26 protein-coding genes are annotated in these 24,502 nt (G+C 69.5%); 15 read left to right on the forward strand and 11 right to left on the reverse strand.

From position 1 onward, the window contains the following. The first annotated feature begins 15 nt into the window (after positions 1-15). On the forward strand, positions 16-1,248 hold the full coding sequence (hemW, locus tag F4561_RS05545; RefSeq protein ID WP_184575409.1) for a radical SAM family heme chaperone HemW: 1,233 nt from the start codon (positions 16-18) through the stop codon (positions 1,246-1,248). 30 nt (positions 1,249-1,278) lie between these two features. Here hemW and F4561_RS33580 read toward each other — a convergent pair whose 3' ends face one another. Together F4561_RS33580 and F4561_RS32340 are read right to left on the reverse strand one after the other, a co-directional pair. After that, entirely contained in the window at positions 1,279-1,908 is a 630-nt protein-coding gene (locus F4561_RS33580; protein ID WP_184575410.1) for a DUF4870 domain-containing protein, read from the reverse strand. A 152-nt stretch (positions 1,909-2,060) separates the two neighbouring features. Continuing rightward, positions 2,061-2,456 carry a DUF4870 domain-containing protein gene (locus F4561_RS32340; protein WP_246437141.1) on the reverse strand — a complete coding sequence of 132 codons (396 nt, stop codon included), beginning with the start codon at positions 2,454-2,456 and terminating at the stop codon, positions 2,061-2,063. Between the two features lie 102 nt (positions 2,457-2,558). Here F4561_RS32340 and F4561_RS32345 point away from each other — a divergent pair, with 102 nt between their 5' ends. Further along, entirely contained in the window at positions 2,559-3,161 is a 603-nt protein-coding gene (locus tag F4561_RS32345; protein ID WP_246437142.1) for a hypothetical protein, read from the forward strand. On the opposite strand, the gene F4561_RS05560 is transcribed toward F4561_RS32345, so the two are convergent. Next, positions 3,145-3,984, reverse strand: a complete 840-nt coding sequence (locus F4561_RS05560) for a DUF3097 domain-containing protein (RefSeq protein WP_184575415.1) — start codon at positions 3,982-3,984, stop codon at positions 3,145-3,147. The two genes, F4561_RS32345 and F4561_RS05560, sit on opposite strands and share 17 nt — an antisense overlap. Positions 3,985-4,242: 258 nt before the next feature. On the opposite strand from F4561_RS05560, the gene hrcA reads away from it, so the two are divergent. The 3 genes from hrcA to F4561_RS05575 all read left to right on the forward strand — a co-directional run bounded on the left by hrcA (position 4,243) and on the right by F4561_RS05575 (position 7,225). Next, positions 4,243-5,256, forward strand: a complete 1,014-nt coding sequence (gene hrcA / locus F4561_RS05565; protein WP_184575417.1) for a heat-inducible transcriptional repressor HrcA — start codon at positions 4,243-4,245, stop codon at positions 5,254-5,256. Then, positions 5,257-6,405 carry a molecular chaperone DnaJ gene (gene dnaJ / locus F4561_RS05570; protein WP_184575419.1) on the forward strand — a complete coding sequence of 383 codons (1,149 nt, stop codon included), beginning with the start codon at positions 5,257-5,259 and terminating at the stop codon, positions 6,403-6,405. It begins immediately after the preceding gene. A gap of 70 nt (positions 6,406-6,475) precedes the next feature. Continuing rightward, positions 6,476-7,225 carry a 16S rRNA (uracil(1498)-N(3))-methyltransferase gene (locus tag F4561_RS05575; protein WP_184575421.1) on the forward strand — a complete coding sequence of 250 codons (750 nt, stop codon included), beginning with the start codon at positions 6,476-6,478 and terminating at the stop codon, positions 7,223-7,225. Between the two features lie 56 nt (positions 7,226-7,281). Here F4561_RS05575 and F4561_RS05580 read toward each other — a convergent pair whose 3' ends face one another. Next, entirely contained in the window at positions 7,282-7,980 is a 699-nt protein-coding gene (locus F4561_RS05580; protein ID WP_184575423.1) for a hypothetical protein, read from the reverse strand. Continuing rightward, positions 7,977-8,507 carry a SigE family RNA polymerase sigma factor gene (locus F4561_RS05585; protein ID WP_184583227.1) on the reverse strand — a complete coding sequence of 177 codons (531 nt, stop codon included), beginning with the start codon at positions 8,505-8,507 and terminating at the stop codon, positions 7,977-7,979. The genes F4561_RS05580 and F4561_RS05585 overlap by 4 nt, the downstream gene beginning before the upstream one ends. Before the next feature lie 463 nt (positions 8,508-8,970). Here F4561_RS05585 and F4561_RS05590 point away from each other — a divergent pair, with 463 nt between their 5' ends. The 6 genes from F4561_RS05590 (at position 8,971) to era (ending at position 13,829) form a co-directional block, all read left to right on the forward strand. Further along, a complete protein-coding gene (locus tag F4561_RS05590) occupies positions 8,971-9,321 on the forward strand; it encodes a histidine triad nucleotide-binding protein (protein WP_184575424.1) in 351 nt (116 codons plus the stop codon). Between the two features lie 172 nt (positions 9,322-9,493). Next, positions 9,494-10,543 carry a PhoH family protein gene (locus tag F4561_RS05595; RefSeq protein WP_184575426.1) on the forward strand — a complete coding sequence of 350 codons (1,050 nt, stop codon included), beginning with the start codon at positions 9,494-9,496 and terminating at the stop codon, positions 10,541-10,543. A 59-nt stretch (positions 10,544-10,602) separates the two neighbouring features. After that, positions 10,603-11,103, forward strand: coding sequence for an rRNA maturation RNase YbeY (ybeY, locus tag F4561_RS05600; protein WP_184575428.1), 501 nt, complete (start codon positions 10,603-10,605; stop codon positions 11,101-11,103). Beyond that, on the forward strand, positions 11,100-12,422 hold the full coding sequence (locus tag F4561_RS05605) for a hemolysin family protein (RefSeq protein ID WP_184575430.1): 1,323 nt from the start codon (positions 11,100-11,102) through the stop codon (positions 12,420-12,422). Before ybeY ends, F4561_RS05605 begins: the two co-directional genes overlap by 4 nt. Positions 12,423-12,475: 53 nt before the next feature. After that, positions 12,476-12,820 carry a cytidine deaminase-like protein gene (locus F4561_RS05610; protein ID WP_184575432.1) on the forward strand — a complete coding sequence of 115 codons (345 nt, stop codon included), beginning with the start codon at positions 12,476-12,478 and terminating at the stop codon, positions 12,818-12,820. Positions 12,821-12,872: 52 nt separating this feature from the next. After that, positions 12,873-13,829 (forward strand): GTPase Era, encoded by a 957-nt coding sequence (gene era, locus F4561_RS05615; protein ID WP_184575434.1) that lies wholly within the window; start codon positions 12,873-12,875, stop codon positions 13,827-13,829. Between the two features lie 60 nt (positions 13,830-13,889). On the opposite strand, the gene F4561_RS05620 is transcribed toward era, so the two are convergent. Further along, on the reverse strand, positions 13,890-14,624 hold the full coding sequence (locus F4561_RS05620) for an IclR family transcriptional regulator (protein WP_184583229.1): 735 nt from the start codon (positions 14,622-14,624) through the stop codon (positions 13,890-13,892). 328 nt (positions 14,625-14,952) lie between these two features. On the opposite strand from F4561_RS05620, the gene F4561_RS05625 reads away from it, so the two are divergent. Together F4561_RS05625 and allB are read left to right on the forward strand one after the other, a co-directional pair. Continuing rightward, entirely contained in the window at positions 14,953-16,263 is a 1,311-nt protein-coding gene (locus tag F4561_RS05625) for a DUF6986 family protein (RefSeq protein WP_376773690.1), read from the forward strand. A gap of 135 nt (positions 16,264-16,398) precedes the next feature. Then, positions 16,399-17,751 carry an allantoinase AllB gene (gene allB / locus F4561_RS05630; protein WP_184575436.1) on the forward strand — a complete coding sequence of 451 codons (1,353 nt, stop codon included), beginning with the start codon at positions 16,399-16,401 and terminating at the stop codon, positions 17,749-17,751. Positions 17,752-17,796: 45 nt separating this feature from the next. On the opposite strand, the gene F4561_RS05635 is transcribed toward allB, so the two are convergent. The 5 genes from F4561_RS05635 to uraD form a co-directional block, all read right to left on the reverse strand. After that, positions 17,797-17,973, reverse strand: coding sequence for a hypothetical protein (locus tag F4561_RS05635; protein ID WP_184575438.1), 177 nt, complete (start codon positions 17,971-17,973; stop codon positions 17,797-17,799). Positions 17,974-18,304: 331 nt separating this feature from the next. Then, positions 18,305-19,828 carry a nucleobase:cation symporter-2 family protein gene (locus tag F4561_RS05640; RefSeq protein WP_184575440.1) on the reverse strand — a complete coding sequence of 508 codons (1,524 nt, stop codon included), beginning with the start codon at positions 19,826-19,828 and terminating at the stop codon, positions 18,305-18,307. Between the two features lie 222 nt (positions 19,829-20,050). Beyond that, complete coding sequence (pucL, locus tag F4561_RS05645) at positions 20,051-20,947, reverse strand: factor-independent urate hydroxylase (protein WP_184575442.1); 897 nt, start codon at positions 20,945-20,947, stop codon at positions 20,051-20,053. A gap of 365 nt (positions 20,948-21,312) precedes the next feature. Next, positions 21,313-21,657: a hydroxyisourate hydrolase gene (gene uraH, locus F4561_RS05650; RefSeq protein WP_184575444.1), complete on the reverse strand. Its 345-nt coding sequence runs from the start codon at positions 21,655-21,657 to the stop codon at positions 21,313-21,315. Then, on the reverse strand, positions 21,654-22,187 hold the full coding sequence (gene uraD, locus F4561_RS05655) for a 2-oxo-4-hydroxy-4-carboxy-5-ureidoimidazoline decarboxylase (protein WP_184575446.1): 534 nt from the start codon (positions 22,185-22,187) through the stop codon (positions 21,654-21,656). Before uraD ends, uraH begins: the two co-directional genes overlap by 4 nt. A gap of 424 nt (positions 22,188-22,611) precedes the next feature. Between uraD and F4561_RS05660 the strand changes: the two genes are divergently transcribed. Together F4561_RS05660 and F4561_RS05665 are read left to right on the forward strand one after the other, a co-directional pair. Then, positions 22,612-23,412 carry a hydroxypyruvate isomerase family protein gene (locus F4561_RS05660; protein WP_184575448.1) on the forward strand — a complete coding sequence of 267 codons (801 nt, stop codon included), beginning with the start codon at positions 22,612-22,614 and terminating at the stop codon, positions 23,410-23,412. Positions 23,413-23,521: 109 nt separating this feature from the next. Continuing rightward, positions 23,522-24,415: a 2-hydroxy-3-oxopropionate reductase gene (locus tag F4561_RS05665; RefSeq protein WP_184575450.1), complete on the forward strand. Its 894-nt coding sequence runs from the start codon at positions 23,522-23,524 to the stop codon at positions 24,413-24,415. Positions 24,416-24,502: the final 87 nt, after the last annotated feature.

Genomic DNA, 24,502 nt, shown 5'->3' on the forward strand with positions numbered 1-24,502 from the left:
GGCCACACTGGAGACATGCCCTCAGTCGTACTTGACGGTGACCCTGTACCCAGCGACGGCACGCTCCCGGAGACCTCGGTCGCGGGCGCGGGCCAGCGCCCCTTTGGCGTGTACGTGCATGTTCCGTTCTGCGTCACCCGGTGCGGCTACTGCGACTTCAACACCTACACCGCGAGCGAGCTGCACTCGGCGGACGGCGAGGCCACCGCGTCCCGGGAGACCTACGCTGATCTCGCCATCGCCGAGATCCGCTTCGCCCGCCAGGTCCTCGGGACTGTCGATGTCCCGGTGCGCACGGTCTTCATCGGCGGCGGCACGCCAACGCTGCTGCCCGCCGAGGACCTCGGGCGCGTCCTGGCGGCGATCGGCGAGGAGTTCGGCCTGGAGCCCGACGCGGAGGTCACCACGGAGGCCAACCCCGAAACGGTGGACCCCGACTACCTGCGGCGTCTCCGCGCGAACGGCTACACCCGGGTCTCGTTCGGTATGCAGAGCGCGCGGCAGCACGTGCTCCGGGTACTCGACCGCACGCACACCCCCGGAAGGCCGGAACAGTGCGTCGCCTGGGCACGCGAGGCGGGGTTCGACCACGTCAACCTCGACCTGATCTACGGCACACCGGGCGAGACCGATGACGACTGGCATGCCTCACTGCGGGCCGCGATCGACGCGGACCCGGACCACGTCTCCGCGTACTCGTTGATCGTGGAGGAAGGCACCAGGCTGGCCGCCCGCGTCCGGCGGGGCGAGCTGTCCGAAACCGACGGGGACACCCTCGCCGACCGCTACCTCGCGGCCGAGCACGCCCTGACCGAGGCCGGCTTCCACTGCTACGAGGTGTCCAACTGGGCCCGCGGCACTGCCGCCCGCAGCAGGCACAACCGGTTGTACTGGACCGGCGGCGACTGGTGGGGGGTCGGCCCCGGCGCACACAGCCATGTGGGCGGTACGCGGTGGTGGAACGTCAAGCATCCGGCCGCGTACGCCGCCCGGCTCGCCGACGGTGTGAGCCCGGGGCAGGCGCGTGAGGTGCTCGACGCCAGCGATCAGCGGTTCGAACGCATCCTGCTGGAGCTGCGGATCGCGGAGGGGTGCCCGTTGGAGCTGCTGGACGATGACGGGCGGGCCGCCGCGGTCCGCGCGGTGGCCGACGGTCTGCTCGACCCCCGGGCGCACGCGCGCGGCCGGGCCGTGCTCACCCTGCGCGGCCGGTTGCTGGCCGACGCCGTGGTGCGGGACCTGACCTGAGCCCAGAGCGGTTCTGCGAACCCGCGGTGGTCACTTCAGCATCGGGATGGCGACCGAGTACTTGTACCACTCGCCCTTGTTGGCGGCCATGGCGGCCAGGATGGCGAAGATCAGGTCGACGATCCAGACGATCGGCCACAGGATGAACCCGATACCGAGGGTGAGGGCGCCCAGAATGATCACCACGATGTGGCCGATCCACATCGTCACCTGGAAGTTGAATGCCTGCGCGGCGTGGTGCCGCACCCACGGCGACTCGTCCTTCTTCATGAGGTACATGATCAGCGGCAGCAGGAAACCGAGCAGGAACCCGCCGAGGTGGATGATCAGCCCCATCGTGCGGTCGTCCGACGAAGGCGCTCCGCCGTACTGGCCCTGCGGGTAGTTGCCCTGCGGGTAGTACTGCCCCTGGTAGGGGGCGGGCGGCTGGGGCTGCTGCTGCGGATAGGGCTGCTGGGGCTGCTGCTGTTGCGGGTAGGGCTGCTGGGGCGGTGGCGGTGGCGCGCCCTGGGGCATCTGGCCGCCCTGGCCGGGGTACGGCTGGCCGGGCTGCGGCCCTGAGGGCGCGCCGTAGCCGGGGTCGCCCCCGGGAGGAGGCCCGTAGCCCCCGGGATAGCCCTGGCCGCCTTGTCCGCCGTGAGGTGGGTAGGGGGTACTCACTGCTCTCCTTGAGGTCGCTGGCGGTGTCTGTGCTGGTGCGCCTAACGGTATCGCGCACCAGAGCGGTACGCGGAGCCGACGGGACTATGGGTCGGACGGTGCCACGGACTCCGGGGTTCCCGGCTCACTTGGGAAAACCGTTCGGGCCGGGCTCACCGCACCATGCGGATGGCGACAGGGTAGCGGTACCACGTGCCCTTGTCGGCTCCAAGGGCGCCCAGGATCCCGAACACGATGGACAGCACCCAGACCGCCGCGATGAGCCCGGGACCGAGCCAGGGGATGTCGGGCGCGAAGAACCCGAGCGCGACGAAGCCCACGATCATGAGGATGTACGGGATCAGCAGGGTCAACTGGAAGTTGAGCGCCTCACTCGCGTGGTGCCGGATGAACGCGGAGCGGTTCTTGCGGGCCGAGTAGACGATGAGCGCGGGCAGCCACCCCAGGAACGCCAGGATCACGCCCGAAAGATGGGCGGCCATCGACCATGTGAAGTCGTCGGAGCCTGTGGGTGCCTGCTGCTGGCCGGGCATGGGCTGCCCCGGCATTGGTTGCGGGTAGCCCGGCTGCGGTTGCTGGGGATACCCCTGAGGGCCCTGCCCCGGCTGGGGAGGGTACGGCTGGCCGTAGGCGGGTTGCCCGCCGGTGGGTTGCCCGTAGCCCGGTTGCGGCTGCTGGCCGTAGCCCGGTTGCGCATACACGGGTTGCCCCGGGGGCTGCTGTCCCCCTGGCGGCTGTTGGCCGTAGCCCGGTTGGGGCTGCTGGGGCTGCTGGGGGTAGGGCTGTTGCCCGCCGGACGGTTGCGCGTAGCCCGGTTGCGGACCGGACGGGGGCCCGTACCCGGGCTGGCCACCGCCCGGTTGCCCGTAGCCCGGTTGCGGCTGCTGGCCGTAGGCGGGTTGCCCGCCGGACGGTTGCGCGTAACCCGGTTGCGGCTGCTGTCCCCCTGGCGGCTGTTGGCCGTAACCCGGTTGGGGCTGCTGGGGGTAGGGCTGTTGCCCGCCGGATGGCTGTGCGTAGCCCGGCTGCGGACCGGACGGGGGCCCGTACCCGGGCTGGCCACCCGCGGGGTCGGGCGGCTGCTGGCCGCCGGAAGGCTGGTCCTCGGGCGGTGGCTGGTATGGCGGGGTCTCGCTCATGTTGTCCCTTGGCTGTGCCGATTGCGTTGGATGTCGTCCGGTCCCGTCAACGGAACACCGCGCATCGTCATTTGCCGCGCGGCCATCGCGGAAGAGCTTAGCTGTCCGAGGTAGGCGGGACGGTGACGAAGTCGATCAGCTCCTCGACCCGTCCCAGGAGCTCGGGTTCCAGATCAGCGTAGGTGCGTACCGACCCGAGGATGCGCCGCCAGGCCGTACCGGGCTCCTCCGACCAGCCGAGCGCGCGCAGCACGCCCTCCTTCCACGGGACTCCGCGCGCGACCTCGGGCCATGCGTCGATCCCGAGGACGGATGGTCTCACGGCCTGCCACACGTCCACGAACGGATGTCCGACGACAAGAACGTGCGGGGATGACACGGACTCGGCGATCCGGCTCTCCTTGCTCCCCGGGACAAGGTGGTCCACGAGGACCCCGAGCCGGCGTTGCGGCCCCGGCCCGAACTCCTCGACGATCTCGGGCAGGTGGTCGATCCCCTCCATGTACTCCACGACCACACCCTCCACGCGCAGGTCGTGTCCCCAGATCTGCTCGACGAGCTCGGCGTCGTGCACGCCCTCGACGTAGATCCGGCTCTCCTTGGCGACGCGGGACCGCAGGCCCTCGACAGCGACAGAGCCCGAGGCGCTGCGTGCGGGGCGCCGTTCGCCCTCAGTGGGGCGTACCAGTGTCACGGGGGCGCCGTCGAGGAGGAACGCCGCCGGTTCCAGCGCGAACACTCTGCGCTGGCCCTTGCGGTCCTCCAGGGTGACGGTGCCCTTGTCCCACCCGATGACCGCCCCGCAGAACCCGTCGTCGGCGGACTCGACGACCAACCCGTTCTCGACCGGGACCTCGGGGATCTGGCCCTTGCGCGGCCGCCGCCAGTCTCCCGCGAGGACATCCGCGGCGTAGCGCTTGCTGGTGTTCTTGCGCACGACGCCGCAGTCTAGTGCCCGTCCCCGGATCGCGTGCGGGTGAGCGGCGTTCGCGCCTACTTGCGGGAACGCAGCGCGCGGCGGACGATTGTGCGGCGGAGAAGGGAACCGGACCGGTAATCCGGGAACCTGTTCCGGTGGGAGGGCAACGGCGCCGAGAATCCGTGACGCGGCCCTGCGGACGAGGCGGTCAGCAGCGGCTTTGCGCTACGGCATAGAATTAGCACTTAAGACTGCGGAGTGCTAGGAGGTGAGCGCGTGCTCGACGACCGGAAGCTCGCGGTGTTGCGCGCCATCGTCGAGGACTACGTGTCCACGAACGAGCCCGTGGGATCTAAGACCCTCGCAGGCAAGCACAGTCTGAGCGTGTCACCAGCGACGATCCGTAACGATATGGTCGCTCTCGAAGAGGACGGCTACATCACCCAGCCGCACACGAGCGCCGGCCGGGTTCCCACCGACAAGGGGTACCGGCTGTTCGTGGACCGGCTGTCCACGGTCAAGCCGCTCTCGGCCGCGGAGCGGCGCGCCATCGAGAGCTTCCTCGGGGGTGCTGTCGACCTTGACGAGATCGTGGCCCGCACAGTCCGGCTGCTGGCGCAACTCACCCGCCAGGTAGCGATCGTGCAGTACCCCTCTCTCACCCGCTCGTCGGTGCAGCACGTGGAACTCGTTCCGCTGGGCCCGCAGCGGGTGATGATGGTGCTCATCACCGACACCGGCCGGGTTGAGCAGCGGGTGATCGACGGTGTCGACGGGGCGTCCGAGGACGCGGTTGAAGATCTGCGCCAGCTCCTCAACCGGGCCCTCGACGGCAAGTGGCTGACAGAGGTTCCCGATGCGGTGGCCGATCTGCCCTCGCAGGTGCCGCCCGGCGACCAGCAGCTCGCGATGTCGGTGCTTTCGGTCTTGCTGGAGAGCCTCGTGGAGCGGCACGAGGAGAAGGTCCTCCTCGGTGGGACGGCGAATCTCGCTGCGATGGATTTCTCGGCTAGCCTTCGGGAGGTACTCGAAGCATTGGAAGAGAACGTGGTCCTCATCCGTTTGCTGGGTGAGGCGGGGAATCCGTCCATGCTCACGGTACGTATTGGCGCGGAGAACTCCCACGAAGGGTTCCAGTCCACCTCGATCGTTTCCGCCGGTTACGGCGCCGGTGACCAGTCACTGGCCAAGCTTGGGGTGGTCGGCCCTACCCGGATGGACTACCCGGGAACGATGGGAGCGGTACGCGCGGTTGCACGGTACGTCGGTTCGATTCTAGCGGGGCAGTAAGTGGCCAGAGACTATTACCAGATCCTTGGAGTGCGTCGCGACGCCACTCAGGAGGAGATCAAGAAGGCGTATCGACGACTCGCCCGTGAACTGCACCCAGATGTCAACCCCGACCCGGAAACCCAGGACCGGTTCAAAGAGGTAACCCAGGCTTACGAGGTGCTCTCCGACGAGAGCAAGCGCAAGATGTTCGACATGGGCGCCGATCCCTTCGCACCATCGGGTGGTGGTGGCGGCGGCGGGCCGGGCGGCTTCGGCGCGGCCGGCTTCCCGTTCGACGACATCATGAACGCGTTCTTCGGCGGTGGAGCGGGCGGCGGGCGCCGTCCCGGCGAACGTGTGCGCCGCGGCCGCAGCATCAAGGTGCGTGTCGAGCTGGACCTCTCCGAGACCGCGTTCGGTGTCACCAAGGACGTCACCTTCCCGACCGCGATCCTGTGTGACACCTGCCAGGGCGAGGGGACCGCCAAGGGCAGCCAGCGGCACACCTGCGACATGTGCCAGGGTCGTGGCGAGGTCTCCCAGGTCACCCGCTCGTTCCTCGGCCAGGTCATGACCACGCGTCCGTGCCCGCAGTGCTCCGGCGAGGGCAGCACCATCAGCAACCCCTGCCCCGACTGCTCCGGAGGGGGCCGGGTCCGCGAGCAGGTCACCCGCAAGGTGCAGATTCCCGCGGGAGTCGAGGACGGAACCCAGATCCAGCTTGCCGGCGAGGGCGAGGTCGGCCCGAACGGGGGGCCTCGCGGGGACATCTTCCTGGAGATCGTGCAGCGCCCGCATCCGGTGTTCGAACGGCGCGGGGACGACCTGCACTGCACGGTCACCGTCCCGATGACGGCCGCGGCGCTCGGGGCCTCGCTCACCATCGAGACGCTCGACGGCAACGAGGATGTCGACCTCCGGCCCGGGACGAACTCCGGCCATGTCATCACACTCGATGGCCTGGGCTGCACGCACCTCGACGGCGGCGGTCGCGGCGACCTCCGGATCCAGGTGAACGTCGAGACACCGGCCAAGCTCGACGAGGAGCAGGAGTCCCTGCTGCGCAAGTTCGCCGAGCTGCGTGGTGAGGACCACCCGCCCGGCAAGTTCAGCCCGGGACACGGCAACTTCTTCACCCGGCTGCGCGACGCCTTCGGCACGCGGTGACCAGGGCCGTCCGTCTGCTGGGTAGAGCGTGGGCGCACGGCGCTCCAGCAGCCGCGAGGGCAGGAACAGCGTGACGCCTCCGGTGTTCCTGACGGAGCCGGGCGCGCTCGACCACGACCGGGTGGTGCTCGGCGGGGCCGAGGGAAGGCACGCCGCGACGGTGCGGCGGATCTCCGTCGGCGAGGTCGTCGATCTCGCCGACGGAGCGGGAAACCGCGCGCGGTGCGTCGTCACCGGGGTTGGCAAGGACACGGTCACCTGCGTTGTCGAGGAGCGTGCGAGAGACTCGGCGCCGCGGCCGCCGATCACCGTTGTGCAGGCGCTCCCCAAGGGGGACCGTGCCGAACTGGCGGTCGAGGCGATGACCGAGGCCGGGGTCGACACGATCGTGCCGTGGGCCGCGGAGCGGTGCGTCACCCGCTGGAAACCCGAGCGGGCCGCGAAAGCGCTCGCCAAGTGGCGCTCGGCCGCCCGCGAAGCCGGCAAGCAGGCGCGCCGAAGCCGGATCCCCGAGGTCAGTGAGCTCGCCAGCACGCGCGGCGCCGCGTCCCTGGTGTCTGGCGCCGCACTGGGCATCGTGCTGCACGAAGACGCGCCGGAGCGGCTGGCCACGCTGCCGCTGCCCGCCGGGATCGCCGAGGACGGGACGGGCGGGGTCGTGCTCGTCGTGGGGCCCGAAGGCGGGCTCACCGATAGGGAGCTGCACGCCTTCGACGAGGCGGGAGCCACCAGGGTGCTTCTCGGGCCGACCGTGCTGCGAAGCTCAACGGCCGGGGTCGCGGCGCTTGCCGTGCTGCAGGCGCGCTGCGGGCGCTGGTAACCCGCCCGCGGCTGCACAACGCGGTAGCACCGGAACGCCGTGGGACCGCGGCGCGGTCACTCGTTGGAATCCGGGCTGGGATCGTCGCCGGATTCGTTGTCGCCGGAGCCGTCGTCCCCGCCACTGTTGTCGCCGGAGCCGTCGTCCCCGCCACTGTCGGGGTCGCCGGAGTCGCCGGTCCCCTCGCCGCTGTCGTTCTCGCCGGAGTCGTCCTGCTCGCCGGGCGTGCAGTTGCTGTCTTCGCTGTCGTCCTGCTCCTCGCTCTCCTCTTTGCTGCTGAGGGTCGGGTCCTGCTGCTCCGGTGGTTGCGAGCAGGTCATCGTCATGCCGGACTCGCCCGGCGACTCGCTGTCGTTCGGGCGCTCGCTGTCCTCGGGTGCGGGAGCGTTCCCGTGCGTCGGGTTCTCGGCCTCATCGGAGCCGGTCGTCCCCGTGGTGGATTCGGGGTCGCTGGCGGCCTGGCCACCGTCGTTGTCCTGGTCGGACTCCGTATGCTGCGCGGTGTCCGAGGCGGGGAACAGGTTGGGCAGCATCTGTTCGCGAACCTGGGGAGCGCCGATCAACACCGAGCCGGCGATCGCGGCGGCCGCGCCCACCGCGAGTAGGGGCCGCAGCCAGGAGAAAGCGAACCGGTTCCGCTCGGTGCGTGCCCGAATGAGGTTCAGGGCTTCGGGAGACGGATCAACGGAGTCGGCCTCGGCCCGCAAAATGGACCGGAGCCGCTCCTCGTTGCGGTCGTCAAAGGGTTCGCTCATGTCGATTGCTCCAGAACCGAGCGGAGCGCGGCGACGCCACGCGCCGTGTGACTCTTGACCGCGCCACGGCTGATTCCCATGGTTTCGGCGATCTGGGCCTCGGAGAGATCGCCGTAGTACCGGAGCACTATAGCTTCCCGCTGTCGTGTGGGAAGTGAACGGAGGGCCTCGATGACAGAGGCGCGTTCGAGCTCGCCCATCGCACCGTGTTCCGCGCTCGGTGCGTCGGGTAGCGCTTTAGGGATGTGCTTCTCCACGACCGCCCGGTGTCGCAATACGGACCGGGCTCGGTTGACAACCGATTGGCGGAGGTACGACAGCGCTTTGTTGGGGTCTCGCAGTCGTCGCCATGCCCCATGCATGGCGACGAACGCATCCTGGACTACTTCCTCGGCGGTCGCGAAGTCGCGGACCAGTAGCGTCGCGAGCCGCACCAGAGGCCGGTAGTGCGCGCTGTACAACTGCGTCACGGCCTGGTCCGCGTCCCATTCGACCGCTACTGTCGCCGCGGAGGCGTCCGCCACCATAGTTTCGGTCACGTTGGTTTGACGCTCGCCCTTGTCGCGGGGTTTACGAAAGGGCATACGGAGTTCTTCTCATCGGGGTGGCGGATTCGGTGCGATAGTTCACGGTGCGTGATCCGGGGGACCGGCTCGAATCAGGCATCACGCGCCATGACGGCTTTTCAAGCAGCAATAGGCCCCCCAATAACGTGACGATGTGCCGAATGTCACGTGACCGACCAGACTAGCCCCTGTCAGGGACGGAGCGGTGCGTGTGGCCGCGGCCGGACGCACCGTCGTGGACACGCTCGGTGCCGTCGATTCGGCGGGTAGCCCGGCGCCTCTACGCTACGCCGGACGCGCCTGGTCTGTGGACACGTCGCGTGGCTGTCGGCATCCTCCGCCATGGAGGAAACAATGTTCTCACAAGGCCGCTGCGGCATCATAGGGAAACGAGTGGATGCGCGACCGAGCGAGAGGGGACGCAATGTCCGAGCCCGACTGCATGTTCTGCAAAATCGTCGCGGGCAAGGTACCTGCGGAGATTGTGCGGGAAGGGGAGCGCACGATCTCGATTCGAGATATCAATCCGCAGGCTCCGACCCACGTGCTGGTCATCACCCGGGAGCATTACCCGGACGCCGTCTCGGTGGGCCGGGCTGACGCCGGCCTGCTGGACGAGATGGCCTGCGAGGCCCATGAGGTGGCCACGGCCGAAGGTGTGGCGGCGACCGGCTACCGGCTGGTGTTCAACACCGGTAGCGGAGCGGGGCAGACCGTGCACCACGTACACGGACACGTGCTGGGCGGGCGTGGGATGGAGTGGCCGCCCGGATGAAAAGAGCGGGCCGGGCGAGCGGCCCCGTTGATAGGATTTCGGTGACGGCGAGTACTCTCTGGGGCCACTGCGATCTCTGTGATCGCGACCCGCGGTGAGTAGCGGAAACCGGCCAGGGCGAGAACGGCCACGGACGCGAGAGGCAGGGGCGATACGGCCGCAAGGCCACACCATGGTCGAGTCAACACAAGACGGTACCCAGGTCAAGATCACGGTGCCCGAAGAGCACGTCATGATCAACCTGCTGGGGTCCGGCGACGAACTGCTCCGGACGATCGAGAGCTCGTTCGACTGCGACATCCACGTTCGGGGCAACGAGATCACGATCAGTGGCAGCCCTGAGGAGTCGGCGACAGCGGTCCGGCTGATCGAGGAGCTTCTGGAGCTCGTAAAGAACGGTGCCCAGGTCACTCCGGACACCGTCACCAAGACGCTGGGCATGCTGCGTACCTCAACGGAGGAGGAGCGTCCGGCCCAGGTACTGACCACGAACATCCTGTCCGCGCGCGGGCGCACCATCCGGCCCAAGACGCTGAACCAGAAACGCTACGTCGACAGCATCGACCGGAACACGGTCGTGTTCGGTATCGGTCCCGCCGGTACCGGAAAGACGTATCTGGCCATGGCGAAGGCGGTCAAGGCGCTGCAGGACAAGCAGGTCAACCGGATCATCCTGACCCGGCCCGCGGTCGAGGCCGGCGAGCGGCTGGGGTACCTGCCGGGCAGCCTCTACGAGAAGATCGATCCGTACCTGCGCCCGCTGTACGACGCCCTGCACGACATGCTCGACCCCGACTCGATTCCGAAGCTCATGGCGTCGGGGACGATCGAGGTCGCGCCGTTGGCCTATATGCGGGGTCGGACTCTGAACGACTCGTTCATCATCCTCGACGAGGCGCAGAACACCTCGGCGGAGCAGATGAAGATGTTCCTCACGAGGCTGGGGTTCGGTTCCAAGATCGTGGTTACCGGCGACGTCACCCAGGTTGACCTGCCGGGCGGGCAGACCAGCGGACTGCGGACCATCGAGAACATCCTCGAAGGCATCACTGATATCGGGTTCTGCCGTCTCACCAGCACCGACGTCGTCCGGCACCAGCTCGTGACGGAAATCGTCGATGCCTACGGGCGGTACGAGAATGAGAGGCGCGACCGGCCGGTGTCCGGGCGCGACCGGCAGTCGCCGGACCGTGCCAACGGCGCCGCGGAGAACGCCGGTTAGTAATCGCGCGGGGTGCCGAGCCCCGCGCGGGCCTCACATACAGATGGGCGCGTTGAGCAATGAGTATTGACGTCGCGAACGAGTCCGGCGTCGCGGAAGACGAGACGCGGCTGGCCAGACTGGCCAGGTTCGTTCTCGATGGCATGCGGATCCACCCGCTCGCGGAGCTGTCGATCGTCCTGGTCGACGAGGAACCGATGGCCGAGCTGCACGTGCGCTGGATGGACGAGTCCGGACCCACCGACGTGCTGTCCTTTCCCATGGACGAGCTGCGCCCTGGGGGCCCGGACCGGGTCTCCGAGCCCGGTGTCCTCGGCGACGTGATCCTCTGCCCGCAGGTGGCCGCGCGCCAGGCCAAGAAGGCCGGGCACAGCACACGCGACGAGATCGACCTGCTGTGCACGCACGGCATCCTGCACCTGCTGGGCTACGACCACGCCGAGCCCGACGAGCACAAGGAGATGTTCGGCCTGCAACGCGAGCTGCTCTCGGGCTGGCGCGAGAACGAGGCCGCGGAATCGGCCGCCCGAGACGGCCAGGGAGAGAACACCGCCCGATGACCGTTCCGGGGATCGCCTTCGCCGCCGCGATCCTGCTTGGCGTGCTCGCGGCGTATCTCGTGAGCGCCGAGGTGGCCGTCACCCGCACCGCGCGTATGGGGCCGCAGGGCCCGGTGCACGGCGAGGACACGGGGCAGCGGAAACTGGAGGCCATCGCCGCCGACGTCACCCGCCACCTCAACGTGATCCTGCTGGTGCGGGTGGCCAGCGAGGTCCTGGCGCTGCTGGCGGTCGCCGCCGGCCTCATCGGCCTACTGGGGCTGGGCTGGCCCAGCCTAGTGCTGGCGGCGGTCGTGATGGTCCTGGCCGACTACGTGCTGATGGGGGTCACGCCGCGCATCCTGGGGCGGCAGTTCTCCTACTCGATCGCGCTGGGCAGCGCCGCGGTGTTCGTCCCGGCCGCGGTGGTCCTCGGGCCGGTGGCCCAGGGCCTGGTGCGCGTGGGCCGGGCGTTCACCCCACGAGGCAAGGGCGACCGCGAAGGGCCGTTCACCGGGGAGGAGGAACTGCGCCGGCTGGTGGACCTCGCGGAGCGCGGGCACGTGATCGACGCCGACGAGCGGCAGATGATCCAATCCGTGTTCAAGCTCGACGACACCTCGGCGCGCGAGGTGATGGTCCCGCGCACCGACATCGTCTTCGTCGGCCATGATGTGCGGGTGGACGACGCGCTCGCGCTCGCACTGGAGAGCGGCTACTCCCGTATCCCGGTGATCGGGGAGGACGAGGACGACGTCATCGGCATCGTCTACCTCAAGGATCTGGTCTCCCATCTGCGCGCGCAGTGGTCCGACACGCCGGGCGGCGAGCGGAGCCGCGAGCTGACAGCGCGTGATGCCATGCGCACCGCGTCGTACGTGCCCGACTCCAAGCCGATCGACGAGCTGCTGCGGGAGATGCAGCGGCTGCGTTCGCACGTCGCCGTGGTGATCGACGAGTACGGCGGCACGGCGGGGCTCGTCACGATTGAGGACATCGTCGAGGAAATCGTCGGGGAGATCACCGATGAGTACGACGACGAGGTCCCGCCGATCCAGCGGCTGGAGGAGGACCGCGCGCGGGTCACCGCCCGGTTGCCGCTGGGGGAGCTCGCCGAGGTGTTCGAGGTGGAGTTGGACGCGCCCGACGTGGAGACAGTGGGCGGCCTGCTTGCCTACGCGCTGGGCCGGGTGCCCACCACCGGTTCCCAGGCCGTCTACGCTGGATTGCGGCTGACCGCCGAAGACGGGGCGGCGAGCCGGAACCAGACCGCGACGGTCCTGGTGGAGAAGGTGCGCGAGCCTGACGGCGAGAACGGCGACCGGACGGACGACATCTGAGAACCGGGGCCATCCAGCGGTGCCCGAACACGATACGAGGGGAAGCTTCAGCCGTGAGCGATATCGCTGATCTTGACCCGGAGGACCAGAAGCTCGTCACACTCGCCCGTGCCTCACGGGCCCGCAACAGCGCGCACGAGGGGGCCGCGGTCCGCGACGAGACCGGACGCACCTACGTGGCCACCACGGTCGTGTTGCCCTCCCTTCGGCTTTCGGCGCTGCAGGCGGCCGCGGCCGCCGCAGTCTCCAGCGCGGCGGAGTCGCTGGAGGCCGCCGCTGTGGTCACCCAGGCCGGCGAGCTGACCGAGGCCGATGCGGCGGTCGCCGGCGACCTGAAAACGGCGACCGTGGTCCTAGCGGCGCCCGACGGCACCCCCACGACCATCCGGAAGCCCTGAGCGGCGGAACCGCGCGGTTCCGAACGCCTCGGCCACACGTGAGACTGGAGAGATGAGCGACCTCGATCTTGAACGACTGCGGGTTCCGCTCGCCGCGCCGTCGTACCCCGAAGGCTTCCGCAGCGGGTTCACCTGTTTCGTCGGGCGGCCCAATGTTGGCAAGTCGACGCTGATGAACGCGCTCGTGGGGCAGAAGGTGGCCATTACGAGCAGCCGCCCGCAGACCACGCGGCGCACCGTGCGCGGCATTGTGCACCGGCAGGACGCACAGCTGATCATCGTGGACACGCCCGGCCTGCACAAGCCGCGCACCCTGCTCGGCGAGCGGTTGGACAGCCTGGTGCGCTCGACGCTGGTCGAGGTCGATGTCATCGGGTTCTGCGTCCCGGCCGACGAACCGATCGGGCGCGGGGACACCTACATCGCCCGCGAGCTGGCCGAGCAGCGCGAGACCCCGGTGGTCGCGCTCGTCACCAAGACCGACACCGTCGGGTCCGACCAGGTGGCCGAGCAGCTTCTGGCAGTCTCCGAGCTGGGCGACTGGGCCGACATTGTTCCGGTCTCGGCGGCATCGGGGGAGCGGCTGGACGTCGCTACCGAGGTGCTGTGCTCGTACCTGCCCGAAGGGCCCCCGCTCTACCCGGGGGAGGACCTCACCGACGAGCCCGAGGAGATGCTGATCGGCGAGCTGATCCGTGAGGCGTCGCTGGAGGGGGTCCGGGACGAGCTGCCGCATTCCATCGCTGTTGTCGTGGACGAGATGGAGCCGCGCGAAGGCTCCGAGCTCATCGACATCTACGCGTCGGTCTATGTGGAGCGGCCGAGCCAGAAGGCCATCGTTATCGGGGGCAAGGGCGCCCGGCTCCGCGAGGTGGGCGCGCGCGCCCGCGCGCAGATCGAGGCGCTACTGGGCACCCGGATCTTCCTGGACCTGCGGGTGCGGGTGGCCAAGGACTGGCAACGCGACCCGAAGAAGCTGCGCAAGCTCGGTTTCGACCAGCAGACCTGAACCGCCCGTTGCGGGGCGGGGCCGCGTCCCGAGGCTGGGCGCCGCCCGAGCGGGCGGCGGTCAGCTCTGGTTGTTCAGGTCCCCGGCCAGGCTGAGCGCGGCCTCCCGCACGATCGGTGCCGCCGTTTCAACGAAGTCCCAGCTCACCCTGGCCTCGGGGCCGGAGATCGAGATGGCCATCATAGCTGGGCCTCCTTGCACCGGTACGGCGAGGCAGCGCACGCCGATCTCCTGCTCACCGTCGTCGATGGCGTACCCGGCGTCGCGGATGCGCGTCATCTCGTGGGCGAACGCCTCGGGCGTGGTGATGGTGCGGTCGGTGGAGGCGGGCATGCCGGTGCGGCGTACCGTCGAGAGGGCCTCGTTCTCCGGAAGCTGGGCGAGCAGCGCCTTGCCCACCCCGGCCGAGTGCGGCAGCACGCGCCGTCCGACCTCGGTGAACATCCGCATCGCGTGCGGCGACGGCACCTGGGCGACGTAGACGACCTTGTCGCCGTCGAGCATGGCGAGGTTCGCAGTCTCGCCGAGCTCCTCGACCAGGTGCGCCAAGTGCGGGCGGGCCCAGGTGCCCAGCATGCGCGAGGCGCTCTCACCGAGCCCGATCAGGCGCGGACCCAGAGCGTACCGCCGCGAGGGCAGTTGCCGGACGTACCCGTTGTCCACCAGGGTGCGGATCAGCCGGTGGATGGTCGGTAGCGGCAGCCCCGAGGAGTCGGCGAGCTGGCTCAGCGAGATTTCCCCGCCGGCGTCGGCCATGATCTCCAGCAGTGCGAACGCGCGGTCCAGGGACTGCACGGCGCTGGGGCGGGCTCGCGCGTCGGGCTCGGTCTCCGCGCTACCCGCACTGGTGTCACCGGTCGCTGTTTGTGACGTTGCCAAAGCTCTCCAGCTCCCATCACGTGGCCGCTCCAGTCGGGCTGGCCGGTTGGCGGCCACTTTCTTCGGAGTTCTCATTCTGCGATACGGAACAGGTAGCCGGTAACCCCCTCGCTGGGGCGCGCCCGCAGATCCGCCGCACCTGCTTCTTTCGAATTGTAGAAAAGTATATCCGCTATATAGAAATTGTGTAGAGTCTGGTTGGTTGATCGGCACGGATGACCAGAAAGGGGCGATCACTGTGGGTGTGCGGCAGTCCGCGGGCAACGGGAACGGCGCCAGCGCCGCCGACCTCGACAAGCTCTACGAGGCGCTCGACGCGCGCCTGGCCGATTCCGACTCCCGGCTACTGGAGCGGTACCCGGGCGAGTCAACACGCCGCCAGCCGGTGCACACGGTCTACGTGCCCGCTGACCGCGTCCACGCGGGCCTCGCCCGTGAATGGGGCGAGCAGGCCGCGCGCGCCCTGCGCGACTTCGCGCCCGACGCGGCCTCCCTGGCCGCGGCGACCGGCCTGGACGCCGCGGCCGTCGCCGAATGCCTCCCGCGGGTGCACAACAAGCTGCGTGCGGAGCCGATCGAGGACCTGCGGGTCGACCTGGAGGACGGCTACGGTAACCGGCCCGACGACGAGGAGGACGCACACGTCGTCGCCGCGGCTCGGGCCCTGTGTGCCGATCTCGGCTCTGGCCAGGCCCCGCCGTACTTCGGTGTCCGGATGAAGGGGATGGAGGCCGCGGGGCGGCGCCGCGGGATGCGCACCCTGGCCATGTTCCTGGACACGCTCCTTGAGGGCGCGGGGGAGCTTCCCGAAGGGCTGCGGGTCACACTGCCCAAGATCACCTCGGTGCACCAGGTCGAGGCGATGGTCTGGGTGGCCGAGGAGCTGGAGAAGCGCCTTGGGCTGGCTGCGGGCCGGCTCGGGTTCGAGCTGCAGATCGAGACCCCGCAGTCCATCCTGGCGCCCGACGGCACGGCCGCCGTGGCGCGGATGATCCACGCTGGTGCGGGGCGCGATGGCGGGCCGGGCCGGGTTACCGCGCTGCACTACGGCACCTACGACTACAGCGCCGCCTGCGGTGTGACCGCCGCGTTCCAGAGCATGGCGCATCCCGCCGCCGACCACGCCAAGGCGGTTATGCAGGTCGCGGCGGCCGGGACCGGGGTATGGCTGTCGGACGGCGCCACCAACGTGCTGCCGGTAGGGTCCGCCGAGCAGGTGCACGCGGCCTGGAAGCTGCACGCCGGACTGGTTCGCAGGTCGCTGGAGCACGCCTACTACCAGGGGTGGGACATGCACCCGCACCAGTTGCCCACCCGCTACCTCGCCACCTTCGGGTTCTTCCGCGAGGCGTTCGCGCCGGCGGCGGAGCGCCTGAAAGCCTACATCGACGCGAGCGGCGGGGGTGTCCTCGACGAGCCGGCCACCGCACAGGCGCTGGCCTCGGCCCTGGTGCGCGGGTTGCGGTGCGGGGCGCTGGACGAGGGGGAGGTCACAGCGGCGACGGGGATGGAGACCGCGGCCCTGACCGCCCTCGCCGGCCGCCGCGTGGGCTGACCCGGGATCCGCTCCCAGGAGGCCGAGGGCTTGTTTCTTGGAGCGCTTGGCGGCTGGGGGCCCGACCAGCGAGCGAAGCGAGCCCAGATAACACTGCCGCGCCCGGACGGGCGCCGCGAATGGGATTGTAGGAGCATGCCAGAACACACCTTTGACCTGGTTGTCCGGGCGGAGCGGGCGATCACCCCCGACGGCGAGCGGTCCGTCGCGGTCGGCATCCGCGACGGCGTGATCGAGGCGGTACGGGACCGCGACTCATCGATGTCGGCGCCGCGCAGCCGGGACCTCGCCGCCGACGAGGTGCTGCTGCCCGGACTGGTCGACAGCCATGTCCACGTCAACGAGCCGGGACGCACCGAGTGGGAGGGGTTCGCCACGGCGACGCGCGCCGCCGCGGCCGGCGGTGTCACCACGATCGTCGACATGCCGCTGAACAGCGTGCCGCCCACGACCACCGTCGAGGCGCTGGCGACCAAGCGCGCCGCGGCGCGCGGCCGCGTCGCTGTCGACGTGGGCTTCTGGGGCGGCGCCGTGCCCGAGAACACCGCACCCGGGGCCGCGGGAGAGCTGCGGGCCCTGCACGGCGAAGGGGTCTACGGCTTCAAGTCGTTCCTCTCTCCCTCCGGTGTCGAGGAGTTCGGGCACCTCTCGCCCGCGGAGTTCCGGGCTGCTGTCACCGAGATCGGTGCGTTCGGCGGGCAGATCATCGTGCACGCCGAAGATCCCGGCATCCTCGGGGCGGCGCCGCCGGCGCGCGGGCGCGAGTACGGGTCGTTCCTCGCGTCGCGCCCCGACGAGGCCGAGCACGCCGCGATCGAGCTGGTCGTGGAGACCGCGCGGAGCACCGGTACCCGGTCGCACATCCTGCACCTGTCGACGGCCTCGGCGCTGCCGCTGATCGAGCGCGCGAAGGCCGACGGTGTGCCGCTCACGGTCGAGACCTGCCCGCACTACCTGACCCTCGCGGCTGAGCGGGTGCCCGCGGGAGCGACCGAGTTCAAGTGCTGTCCGCCGATCCGGAGCGAAGCCAACCGCGATGCCCTGTGGCAGGCCCTGGGCAGCGGGCTGATCGACTGTGTTGTCAGCGACCACTCGCCGAGCACACCCGATCTGAAGCACCTCGACACCGGTGACTTCGGTACCGCCTGGGGTGGGGTGTCCGGTCTGCAGGTGGGCTTCTCCGCAGTGTGGACCGAGGCCGCCCGCCGCGGCCACACGCTCGCCGACGTCGTCCGGTGGATGTCCCGGCGGCCCGCCGAGATCACCGGGCTGGGCGCCAAGGGGCGTCTGGAGCCCGGCTGCGACGCCGACCTCGCCGTGGTGGCGCCCGGACAGACGGCCCGGGTCGACGCGCGGGAGCTGCAGCACCGGCACCCGCTGAGCGCCTACGACGGCGAGGAGTTGCGGGGTGTGGTCCGTGAGACCTGGCTGCGCGGCGAGCGGGTCGACCTCGGTGAGCCGAAGGGGCGGCTGCTGCGCCGCGGCTGACGCTGCCGGCGACGGGGCCCGGACGCCGCGCCCGGGCCCCGTCGGTCATCCGGCTCTTCGGGTGGGGCCGCCTCCGCGGTACTCCTCCTTGCCGATGATCCGGTAGGGGCAGCCGGCGTAGCCGGTGAATTCGAGGACCGCCTCGCGGTTGCGCGCGGTCTCGTCCTCGATGGCGTCACCGGGCGGGTAGAAGCCGCCCTCCGTGGCGCTGCCGGGGTACATCTCGGATTTGGCTTTCTCTTTGCACCCCAGGGGAGGGGAGCCCGACCTCCGCGGGGTGGTTTTCCTGCTTCGCGGCCGACCGCGGACGGGGCCCGTGCCGCCTGACATCAGCTCCACAGGTATCACCCGCGTGTTCGCGGGCTACGGCTCGACCAGCCGCAAGGATGTTCTTCGCCGCGTTGATGTCCCGATCGTGGCGGGTGCGGCAGGCAGGGCACGTGCCGGGCCCGAGTGTTCAGCGAGCAGGTGCCCACACTCCGATCGGACATCCGCGGGCCGGCCGTGCGGCGCCCCGGCCGGCTGGTGCCGGAGCCGGGGCGCCCTGTGCCGGTTAGTCGTGGTCGGTGGTTCCGTCGGGGGCGGGTCGCGGGGGTGAGTCCGCGGCGGGTGCTCCGCCACTGGGGGCCGAGGCTGGCCGCGCCTGGTCCTGCCCAGGGTTGGCCGGGTCGTGGTGAGCCGGGTCCGGGGACGGTTTGCCAGTTCCCGCCGCTGTCCTGCTGCCGCGGACGAGGACGTTGAACACCAGGTTCAGCAGCAGCGCGACGATCGCGGCGCCGACAATTCCGGAGTGCAGGACGGTCGCCAGCCAATTGGGGAAGTTGTCGTAGAACTCGGGTGCCGCGATGGGGATGACGCCGAAGCCGATCGACACGGCGACGATCACCAGGTTCAGGTTGCTGTCGAAGTTGACCTTGCCCAGCGTGCGGATGCCGGCGGCCGCCACCGACCCGAACAACACCAGGCCGGCGCCGCCGAGTACCGGCATCGGGATGGTGGCGACGACACGCCCGAGGATCGGGAACAGTCCGAGGACGATGAGTATCAGCCCGCCCGTAGCCACCACGTACCTGCTCTTGACCCGCGTGAGGGCGATCAGCCCGACGTTCTGCGAGAACGTGCTGGCGGGAAAGGAGTTGAGCAGCGGGCCGAAGAGGGATGCGCTCGCATCGGCGCGCAGGCCGTCGGCCAGCCGGCGGGCGTTGACCGGGGTCCCCACGATCTCGCCGACCGCGAGAATGTCGGCGACCCCCTCGGTGAGGATGACCATCATGACGATGCACATGGTGATAATGGCGGCGAACTGGAACTCCGGAGCCCCGAAGTAGAGCGGCTGGCCGAACGAGAACACCGGGCCCTCGGCGACCTCGCCGAAGTCGATCCGGCCAAGCGACGCCGCGACCAGGGTGCCGAGCACCAGGCCGCCGAGGATGGCCATGCGGTTCCACACGCCGGGTAGCACCCGCGCCAGGACCAGGACGATGAGCAGCGTGGCCGCGGCCAGTCCCATGTCGCCCGGCGCCGGGACTCCGTCCTCCGCCTCGTTGACGATCCAGCCGGCCGCGACCGGGATCAGCGAGATCCCGATCACCGTGATGACGCTGCCGGTGACCACGGGTGGGAAGAACCGCACTAGGCTCGCGAAGAAGGGCGCGACGGCAAGCCCGAAGACGCCCGACGCTATGGCGGCGCCGAAGACCACGGGAAGTCCACTGTCCTGGGCGATCGTCGTCATCGTCCCAACGGGGACGAACGAGATGCCGATGACGACGGGCAACTGCGCGCCGAAGCGCCAGACGCCGATCGTCTGCAGCAGTGTGGCCAGGCCGCTGACGAGGAGGGCGGCGCTCACCAGAATCCCGAGCTCGGCGGTGGTGAGTCCGACCGCCGCCCCCACGATCAGGGGCGGTGTGATCACTCCCGCGTACATGGCGAGAATGTGCTGCAGTCCGTAGGTGACCAGGAGTGGTGGAGTGAGTGTCTCGTCCTCCGGACGCTCCGGGATCGTGGCCCCGGTAGTGCTTGAGGCGGCGTTCGTTGTGGCATTGCCGCGTTGTGCGGGAATTTTGAATCTCATGCCAGTTTCAGCCCCTTGCGTTGTGACGTCAGCGGCGTAGGCGAACCTTGGGGATCGGCGGCGGGTAGGTCGATGCCGGGTTTGGCGCGGGGTCGCCAGATGGCGGCGCGCGGACACCCGGCCACGTGGGCCCGCCCAACAGGTTGGGGCCACCCGGCGCGGAAGGGCCACCGGAGCGGCGTGGGACCCGTGGTGGGGCGGGCCCGGTTGGTCCGCGGGCTCCTAGACGAAGCCGGGGACGCTGTCCCAGGCTCGTCCGGGGCCCGGGGCGTCGTCACGCTCGACAGTGGCCTCGATCTTGCCGTAGGGCCGGTCAGCGGCGTAGAAGACCTCGTTCGGATTGTCCAGCCCGAACGGGGAGAGGTCCACCAGGAAGTGGTGGTTGTTCGGCATGGAGAGCCGGATCTCGGCGATCTGCGGATGCTGCCGCAGCACCGCCTCACCCATGGCGTACAGCGTCTGCTGGAGGGCGAGGCTGTGCGTGGTCGCGAACACGTCCAGCGCGGTCGCCCGCACCGACCAGTAGCTCTTGTCCCAGTCGAGGACGGTGTCGCGGTACCGCCAGCGCGCGGTGATGTCGGTCGCCATGATGCGGTCGGTGGTCTCGCGCAGGGTGGTATAGGCGGTTTTCGGGTACCCGTGGAACTCCGACCCGGTCGACTTGAGGACGCTCAACCCCGTGAACCCGGAGACGAACCACTCGTTGTCCCCGTCCTTGGTGACGATCGTGGTGCGGGTCTCGCCGCCGCGCTGTACGAACGAGTGGTCGTGCGGTCCCTCGGGTGTTTCGATGCGGTCCCAGAGGTACTCGTGGATCTCCTGGCGAGCGCCGTGGACCCAGTCGAACCCGTCGACGAAGTGCCGAGCCAGCAGGAGGGCGAAGTCCTCGATGGCGCCGACCCCGCCGTTCTCCTTGGCCAGGGCGTAGATGGTGTTCCGCTGCGTGTCGGTGGCGACGCAGTTGGAGTTGTCGCCAGCGGTGTGCACGGCGTCGAACTCGCCGCGAAGTTGCGAGGTGACGTTGACGTCCTTGATCCGGTGAACCGCGGTGTCGCGGTTGACGTGGACCAGGTGCACCTCGGCCTTGCCGTACTGGTTCTCCCCGAGACGAATGCCCACGGTGGTCATCTCCTCCGGCTTTGTGGACAGATCTTGATGACGGGCACGCCCCCGAAGACGGGGGGCGGTGCGGGGTGCGCCCGAGGGAGGACCGCAGTCGCGCGGAAGGACCTATCACGCACATCTGGGAGGTGGTTCGCGGGTTCGTGGGCCTGGGCCGTCCCCTTTCCGGCGTCCGCCCGCAGGGCGGTACTAGTAGTGTCTTTCGAGCTCGCGGGCGCCCGATAGCCGGGAACCTTCGGGCCCTGCGGTGTGGTCGCTCGTTCCTCGCTCCCCCACCTCCGGACCCTCCAGAACCCCGGCGGCGCCCGCCTGTGTTTTCTTGGCTCGCAGGCTCGCGGGCGCCCGGTAGCCGGGAACCTTCCCTAGCTTCCCCGGTAGGTGGAGTAAGCGAACGGGCTGAGCAGCAGTGGAATATGGTAGTGGGTGTCCTCGTCGCTCAGTTCGAACACCACCGTGACCTCCGGATAGAAGCCGCGTTGTCCCGTGGCGCGGAAGTAGCTTCCGGTGTCGAAGGCCACCCGGTACACACCGGCACTGAGCTGGTCGGGGCCGAGATCGGGGACGCGGCCGTCGTCGTTGGTGGCGCCGCTGGCCAACGGTTTCCATGAGGTGTGCGCCGTGTCGGCGCTCACCTCGAGGCGAACCGGGACGGCCGCGGCCGGGCGGCCCAGCGCGGCGTCGAGGACGTGTGTGGTTACGTGGCTCATGGGGTGTCGAGCGCCTTCCCAACGCGAAGCAGGCAGATCTCGCGCAGTTCGTTAGCGACGACGCGTGTCTCGGTCGCCGGGTCGTTGTTCATCCGGCTCTCCAGGTCGACGAGAAGTTCCTCGCTGGAGCGGCCGTTCGCGCACACCAGATAGATGTGTCCGAAGCGTTCCTCGTAACGGGCCTGCGCGGCGGTGAACGCCTCCTGGGCACTGGCGGCCCCCTGGTTGAACGCGGACTGCTCGCCCCGCGACCAGCCGGCCTCGGTGCCGTTCCCGGTGGCGCGTTCCCCGAGGCGGGGGTGCCGGGCCAGGGCTGAGGCGACCTCGTCGTCGGTGAGTACGCGGGCGTGCGCGTCAGCGGAGGCGAGTAGCGCGGACTGGGACGGGAAGGGGCGCTCGGCCAGCAGGGCCTCGACCCAGCGGTCGACGTCCAGGCACTGGGCGAAAACGGTGCGGAACTCATCGGGTTGAAGCGCGTTGACGCGCTCCAACCCGCGGTCGGAAGCCGCGTCAGTGACGCTTTCGGGCATGGCGATCTCCGTGATTGGTCGCCCCGCGGTGTCCGGGGGAGTCCGCCCGTACGGCGCGCGAGACCTGAGGTGAGCGTCGCCCGTGTTTCGGCGCGGTTCCGCGAACGAGGCGATCAGATTTCGTTCTGCAGAATTATGATTCTGTATCTCGGACGATAAACCAGCCAGGTGTGGCGATGTCAACATCCGGGACGGCAAGATCGCGGATCCGGCCCGATTCGTCGAAAGATGCAAACGACCACCCCTTCTGATGCCTGGTGTTCGTGCGTATCTCCGTATTCCGTGCCCGATGTGGCGTGGCAAGAGTCCGCGGCCGGGCTGTGGAGTGGTTGACAAGCCGGTCTCGCCGGCGCAGACTCAGATAATCCCTTTATGTGAAAAGTACTTTCCACATAACGAAAGTTTCCCTTGGAAGGGGCGAGCCTTGAGCCACTCGCTTCGCTACACGGTGAACTGCTCACTGCTGTTCACCGAGCTACCCCTGAACGAGCGCCCCGCCGCCGCGCGTGCGGCCGGGTTCGACGCGGTCGAGTTCTGGTGGCCGTTCGAGCACGCGGTCCCCGACGACGCGGAGGTCGACGCGTTCGTCTCCGCGATCTCCGACGCGGGAGTCCAGCTCACCGGGTTGAACTTCTTCGCGGGAGCGCTGCCCGGTCCGGACCGTGGCGTGCTCTCACAACCGTCCCGCGCGCGCGAGTTCCACGACAACCTCGATGTCGTCGTCGGGATCGCCGAGCGCACCGGAACCCGGGGGTTCAACGCCCTCTACGGGTTGCGCCAACCCGGAGTCGACCCCGCCGAGCAGGACCGGGTCGCGATGGAGAGCATCCTCGCGGCGGCGAAGGCGGTCGAGGCCGTCGACGGCACCGTCCTCATCGAGCCGATCAGCGGTGCCGACGACTACCCCCTCAAGACCGCCGCCGACGGCCTTCGGGCCGTCGGCGACGCCAGAGCCGCCGGAGCCGGCAACGTCGCGCTCCTCGCGGACCTCTTCCACCTAGCCGTCAACGGGGACGACGTCACCGCTGTGGTTCGCGACCACGCGGCCGAGTTCGGGCACATCCAGATCGCCGACGTCCCCGGCCGCGGCGAGCCCGGCAGCGGCACACTGCCGCTCGATCGTCTGCTGACCGCCGCGCAGAACGGCGGGTACAGCGGCTACGTCGGCCTGGAGTACAAGCCGACCGTGCAAAGCGGTGACAGCTTCGGCTGGCTCGCGCGCTGACGCTCCTACCGACACTCGCACCAGCACCGGCTCTGCCACTGGCACCGGCAGAGCCGCACTCCTCGGTTCCCCTAGCACACTCCCGGCTCCGCCGGAAGGAGAGGTTCCCATGTCCACGAATCCCAGTATCGCCTTCATCGGCCTCGGCATCATGGGGCTGCCCATGGCCACCAACCTGGTCAAGGCCGGCTACCAGGTCACCGCCTATGACCTCAACCCGGCGGCCGTCCAGCACATCGCTGACCAGGGCGGCACGGCCGCAGCCTCCACCGCCGAGGCGGTCCGCGGGGCCGACATCGTCATCACCATGGTTCCCGACTCCCCGGACGTCGAGGCTGCCCTGCTCGGCACGGACGGCGTGTTCGCCAACGCGGAAGCCGGGGCGCTCGTGGTCGACATGAGCACCATCCGGCCCGATGTTGCGCGGCTCGTCGCCGAGGAAGGCGCCAAGCACGGCCTGCGGGTCCTCGACGCCCCGGTCAGCGGTGGCGAGGCCGGCGCTGTGGAGGCCAAGCTCTCCATCATGGTCGGCGGCGACGCCTCGTCGTTCGAGGAGGCCAGGCCGGTGTTCGACGTCCTGGGCACGACCCCGGTACTGGTCGGACCGTCCGGAGCCGGCCAGACGGTCAAGGCCGCGAACCAGCTCATCGTGGCCGGCAACATCCAGCTCGTCGCCGAGGCCCTGATGTTCCTGGAGGCACACGGCGTCGACACCGAGGCCGGGCTGGAGGTCCTGAACGGCGGTCTCGCCGGCAGCACGGTCCTGACCCGCAAGGGCGCCGCCATGCGGGCCCGCGCGTTCGAGCCCGGATTCCGCATCGCACTGCACGACAAGGACATGAAGATCGTGACGACAGCGGCGCGCGAGGCCGGTGTCGCGATCCCGCTGGGCGCCCAGGTCGCGCAGTACGTGGGTGCGCTCAAGGCCCAGGGGCACGGCGGCCTGGACCACTCCGCGCTGCTCAAGATCGTCGAGCAGCTGTCCACCGAGGAGAAGAAATAACGGGACAGCCGGGCGCCGCCAGTGGGACTGGCCAGTCGGTCCCGCGTCTTACGTGTACTCCGCGCGAGGGTCGGTGGCCTGGGTGTT

This window comes from Lipingzhangella halophila, assembly GCF_014203805.1.
Lineage (GTDB): Bacteria > Actinomycetota > Actinomycetes > Streptosporangiales > Streptosporangiaceae > Lipingzhangella > Lipingzhangella halophila.

Bases quoted from the DNA above. Each gene is read 5' to 3' on its own strand.
- F4561_RS05580 (WP_184575423.1), bottom strand. From the start codon at position 7,980: ATGAGCGAACCCTTTGACGACCGCAACGAGGAGCGGCTCCGGTCCATT.
- uraD (WP_184575446.1), bottom strand. From the start codon at position 22,187: ATGCCCGAAAGCGTCACTGACGCGGCTTCCGACCGCGGGTTGGAGCGC.
- allB (WP_184575436.1), top strand. From the start codon at position 16,399: ATGCCAGAACACACCTTTGACCTGGTTGTCCGGGCGGAGCGGGCGATC.
- hemW (WP_184575409.1), top strand. From the start codon at position 16: ATGCCCTCAGTCGTACTTGACGGTGACCCTGTACCCAGCGACGGCACG.
- F4561_RS05605 (WP_184575430.1), top strand. From the start codon at position 11,100: ATGACCGTTCCGGGGATCGCCTTCGCCGCCGCGATCCTGCTTGGCGTG.
- F4561_RS32340 (WP_246437141.1), bottom strand. From the start codon at position 2,456: ATGCCGGGGCAGCCCATGCCCGGCCAGCAGCAGGCACCCACAGGCTCC.
- F4561_RS05665 (WP_184575450.1), top strand. From the start codon at position 23,522: ATGTCCACGAATCCCAGTATCGCCTTCATCGGCCTCGGCATCATGGGG.
- era (WP_184575434.1), top strand. From the start codon at position 12,873: ATGAGCGACCTCGATCTTGAACGACTGCGGGTTCCGCTCGCCGCGCCG.
- F4561_RS05635 (WP_184575438.1), bottom strand. From the start codon at position 17,973: ATGTACCCCGGCAGCGCCACGGAGGGCGGCTTCTACCCGCCCGGTGAC.
- F4561_RS05595 (WP_184575426.1), top strand. From the start codon at position 9,494: ATGGTCGAGTCAACACAAGACGGTACCCAGGTCAAGATCACGGTGCCC.
- F4561_RS05640 (WP_184575440.1), bottom strand. From the start codon at position 19,828: ATGAGATTCAAAATTCCCGCACAACGCGGCAATGCCACAACGAACGCC.
- ybeY (WP_184575428.1), top strand. From the start codon at position 10,603: ATGAGTATTGACGTCGCGAACGAGTCCGGCGTCGCGGAAGACGAGACG.
- F4561_RS05585 (WP_184583227.1), bottom strand. From the start codon at position 8,507: ATGGTGGCGGACGCCTCCGCGGCGACAGTAGCGGTCGAATGGGACGCG.
- F4561_RS05590 (WP_184575424.1), top strand. From the start codon at position 8,971: ATGTCCGAGCCCGACTGCATGTTCTGCAAAATCGTCGCGGGCAAGGTA.
- uraH (WP_184575444.1), bottom strand. From the start codon at position 21,657: ATGAGCCACGTAACCACACACGTCCTCGACGCCGCGCTGGGCCGCCCG.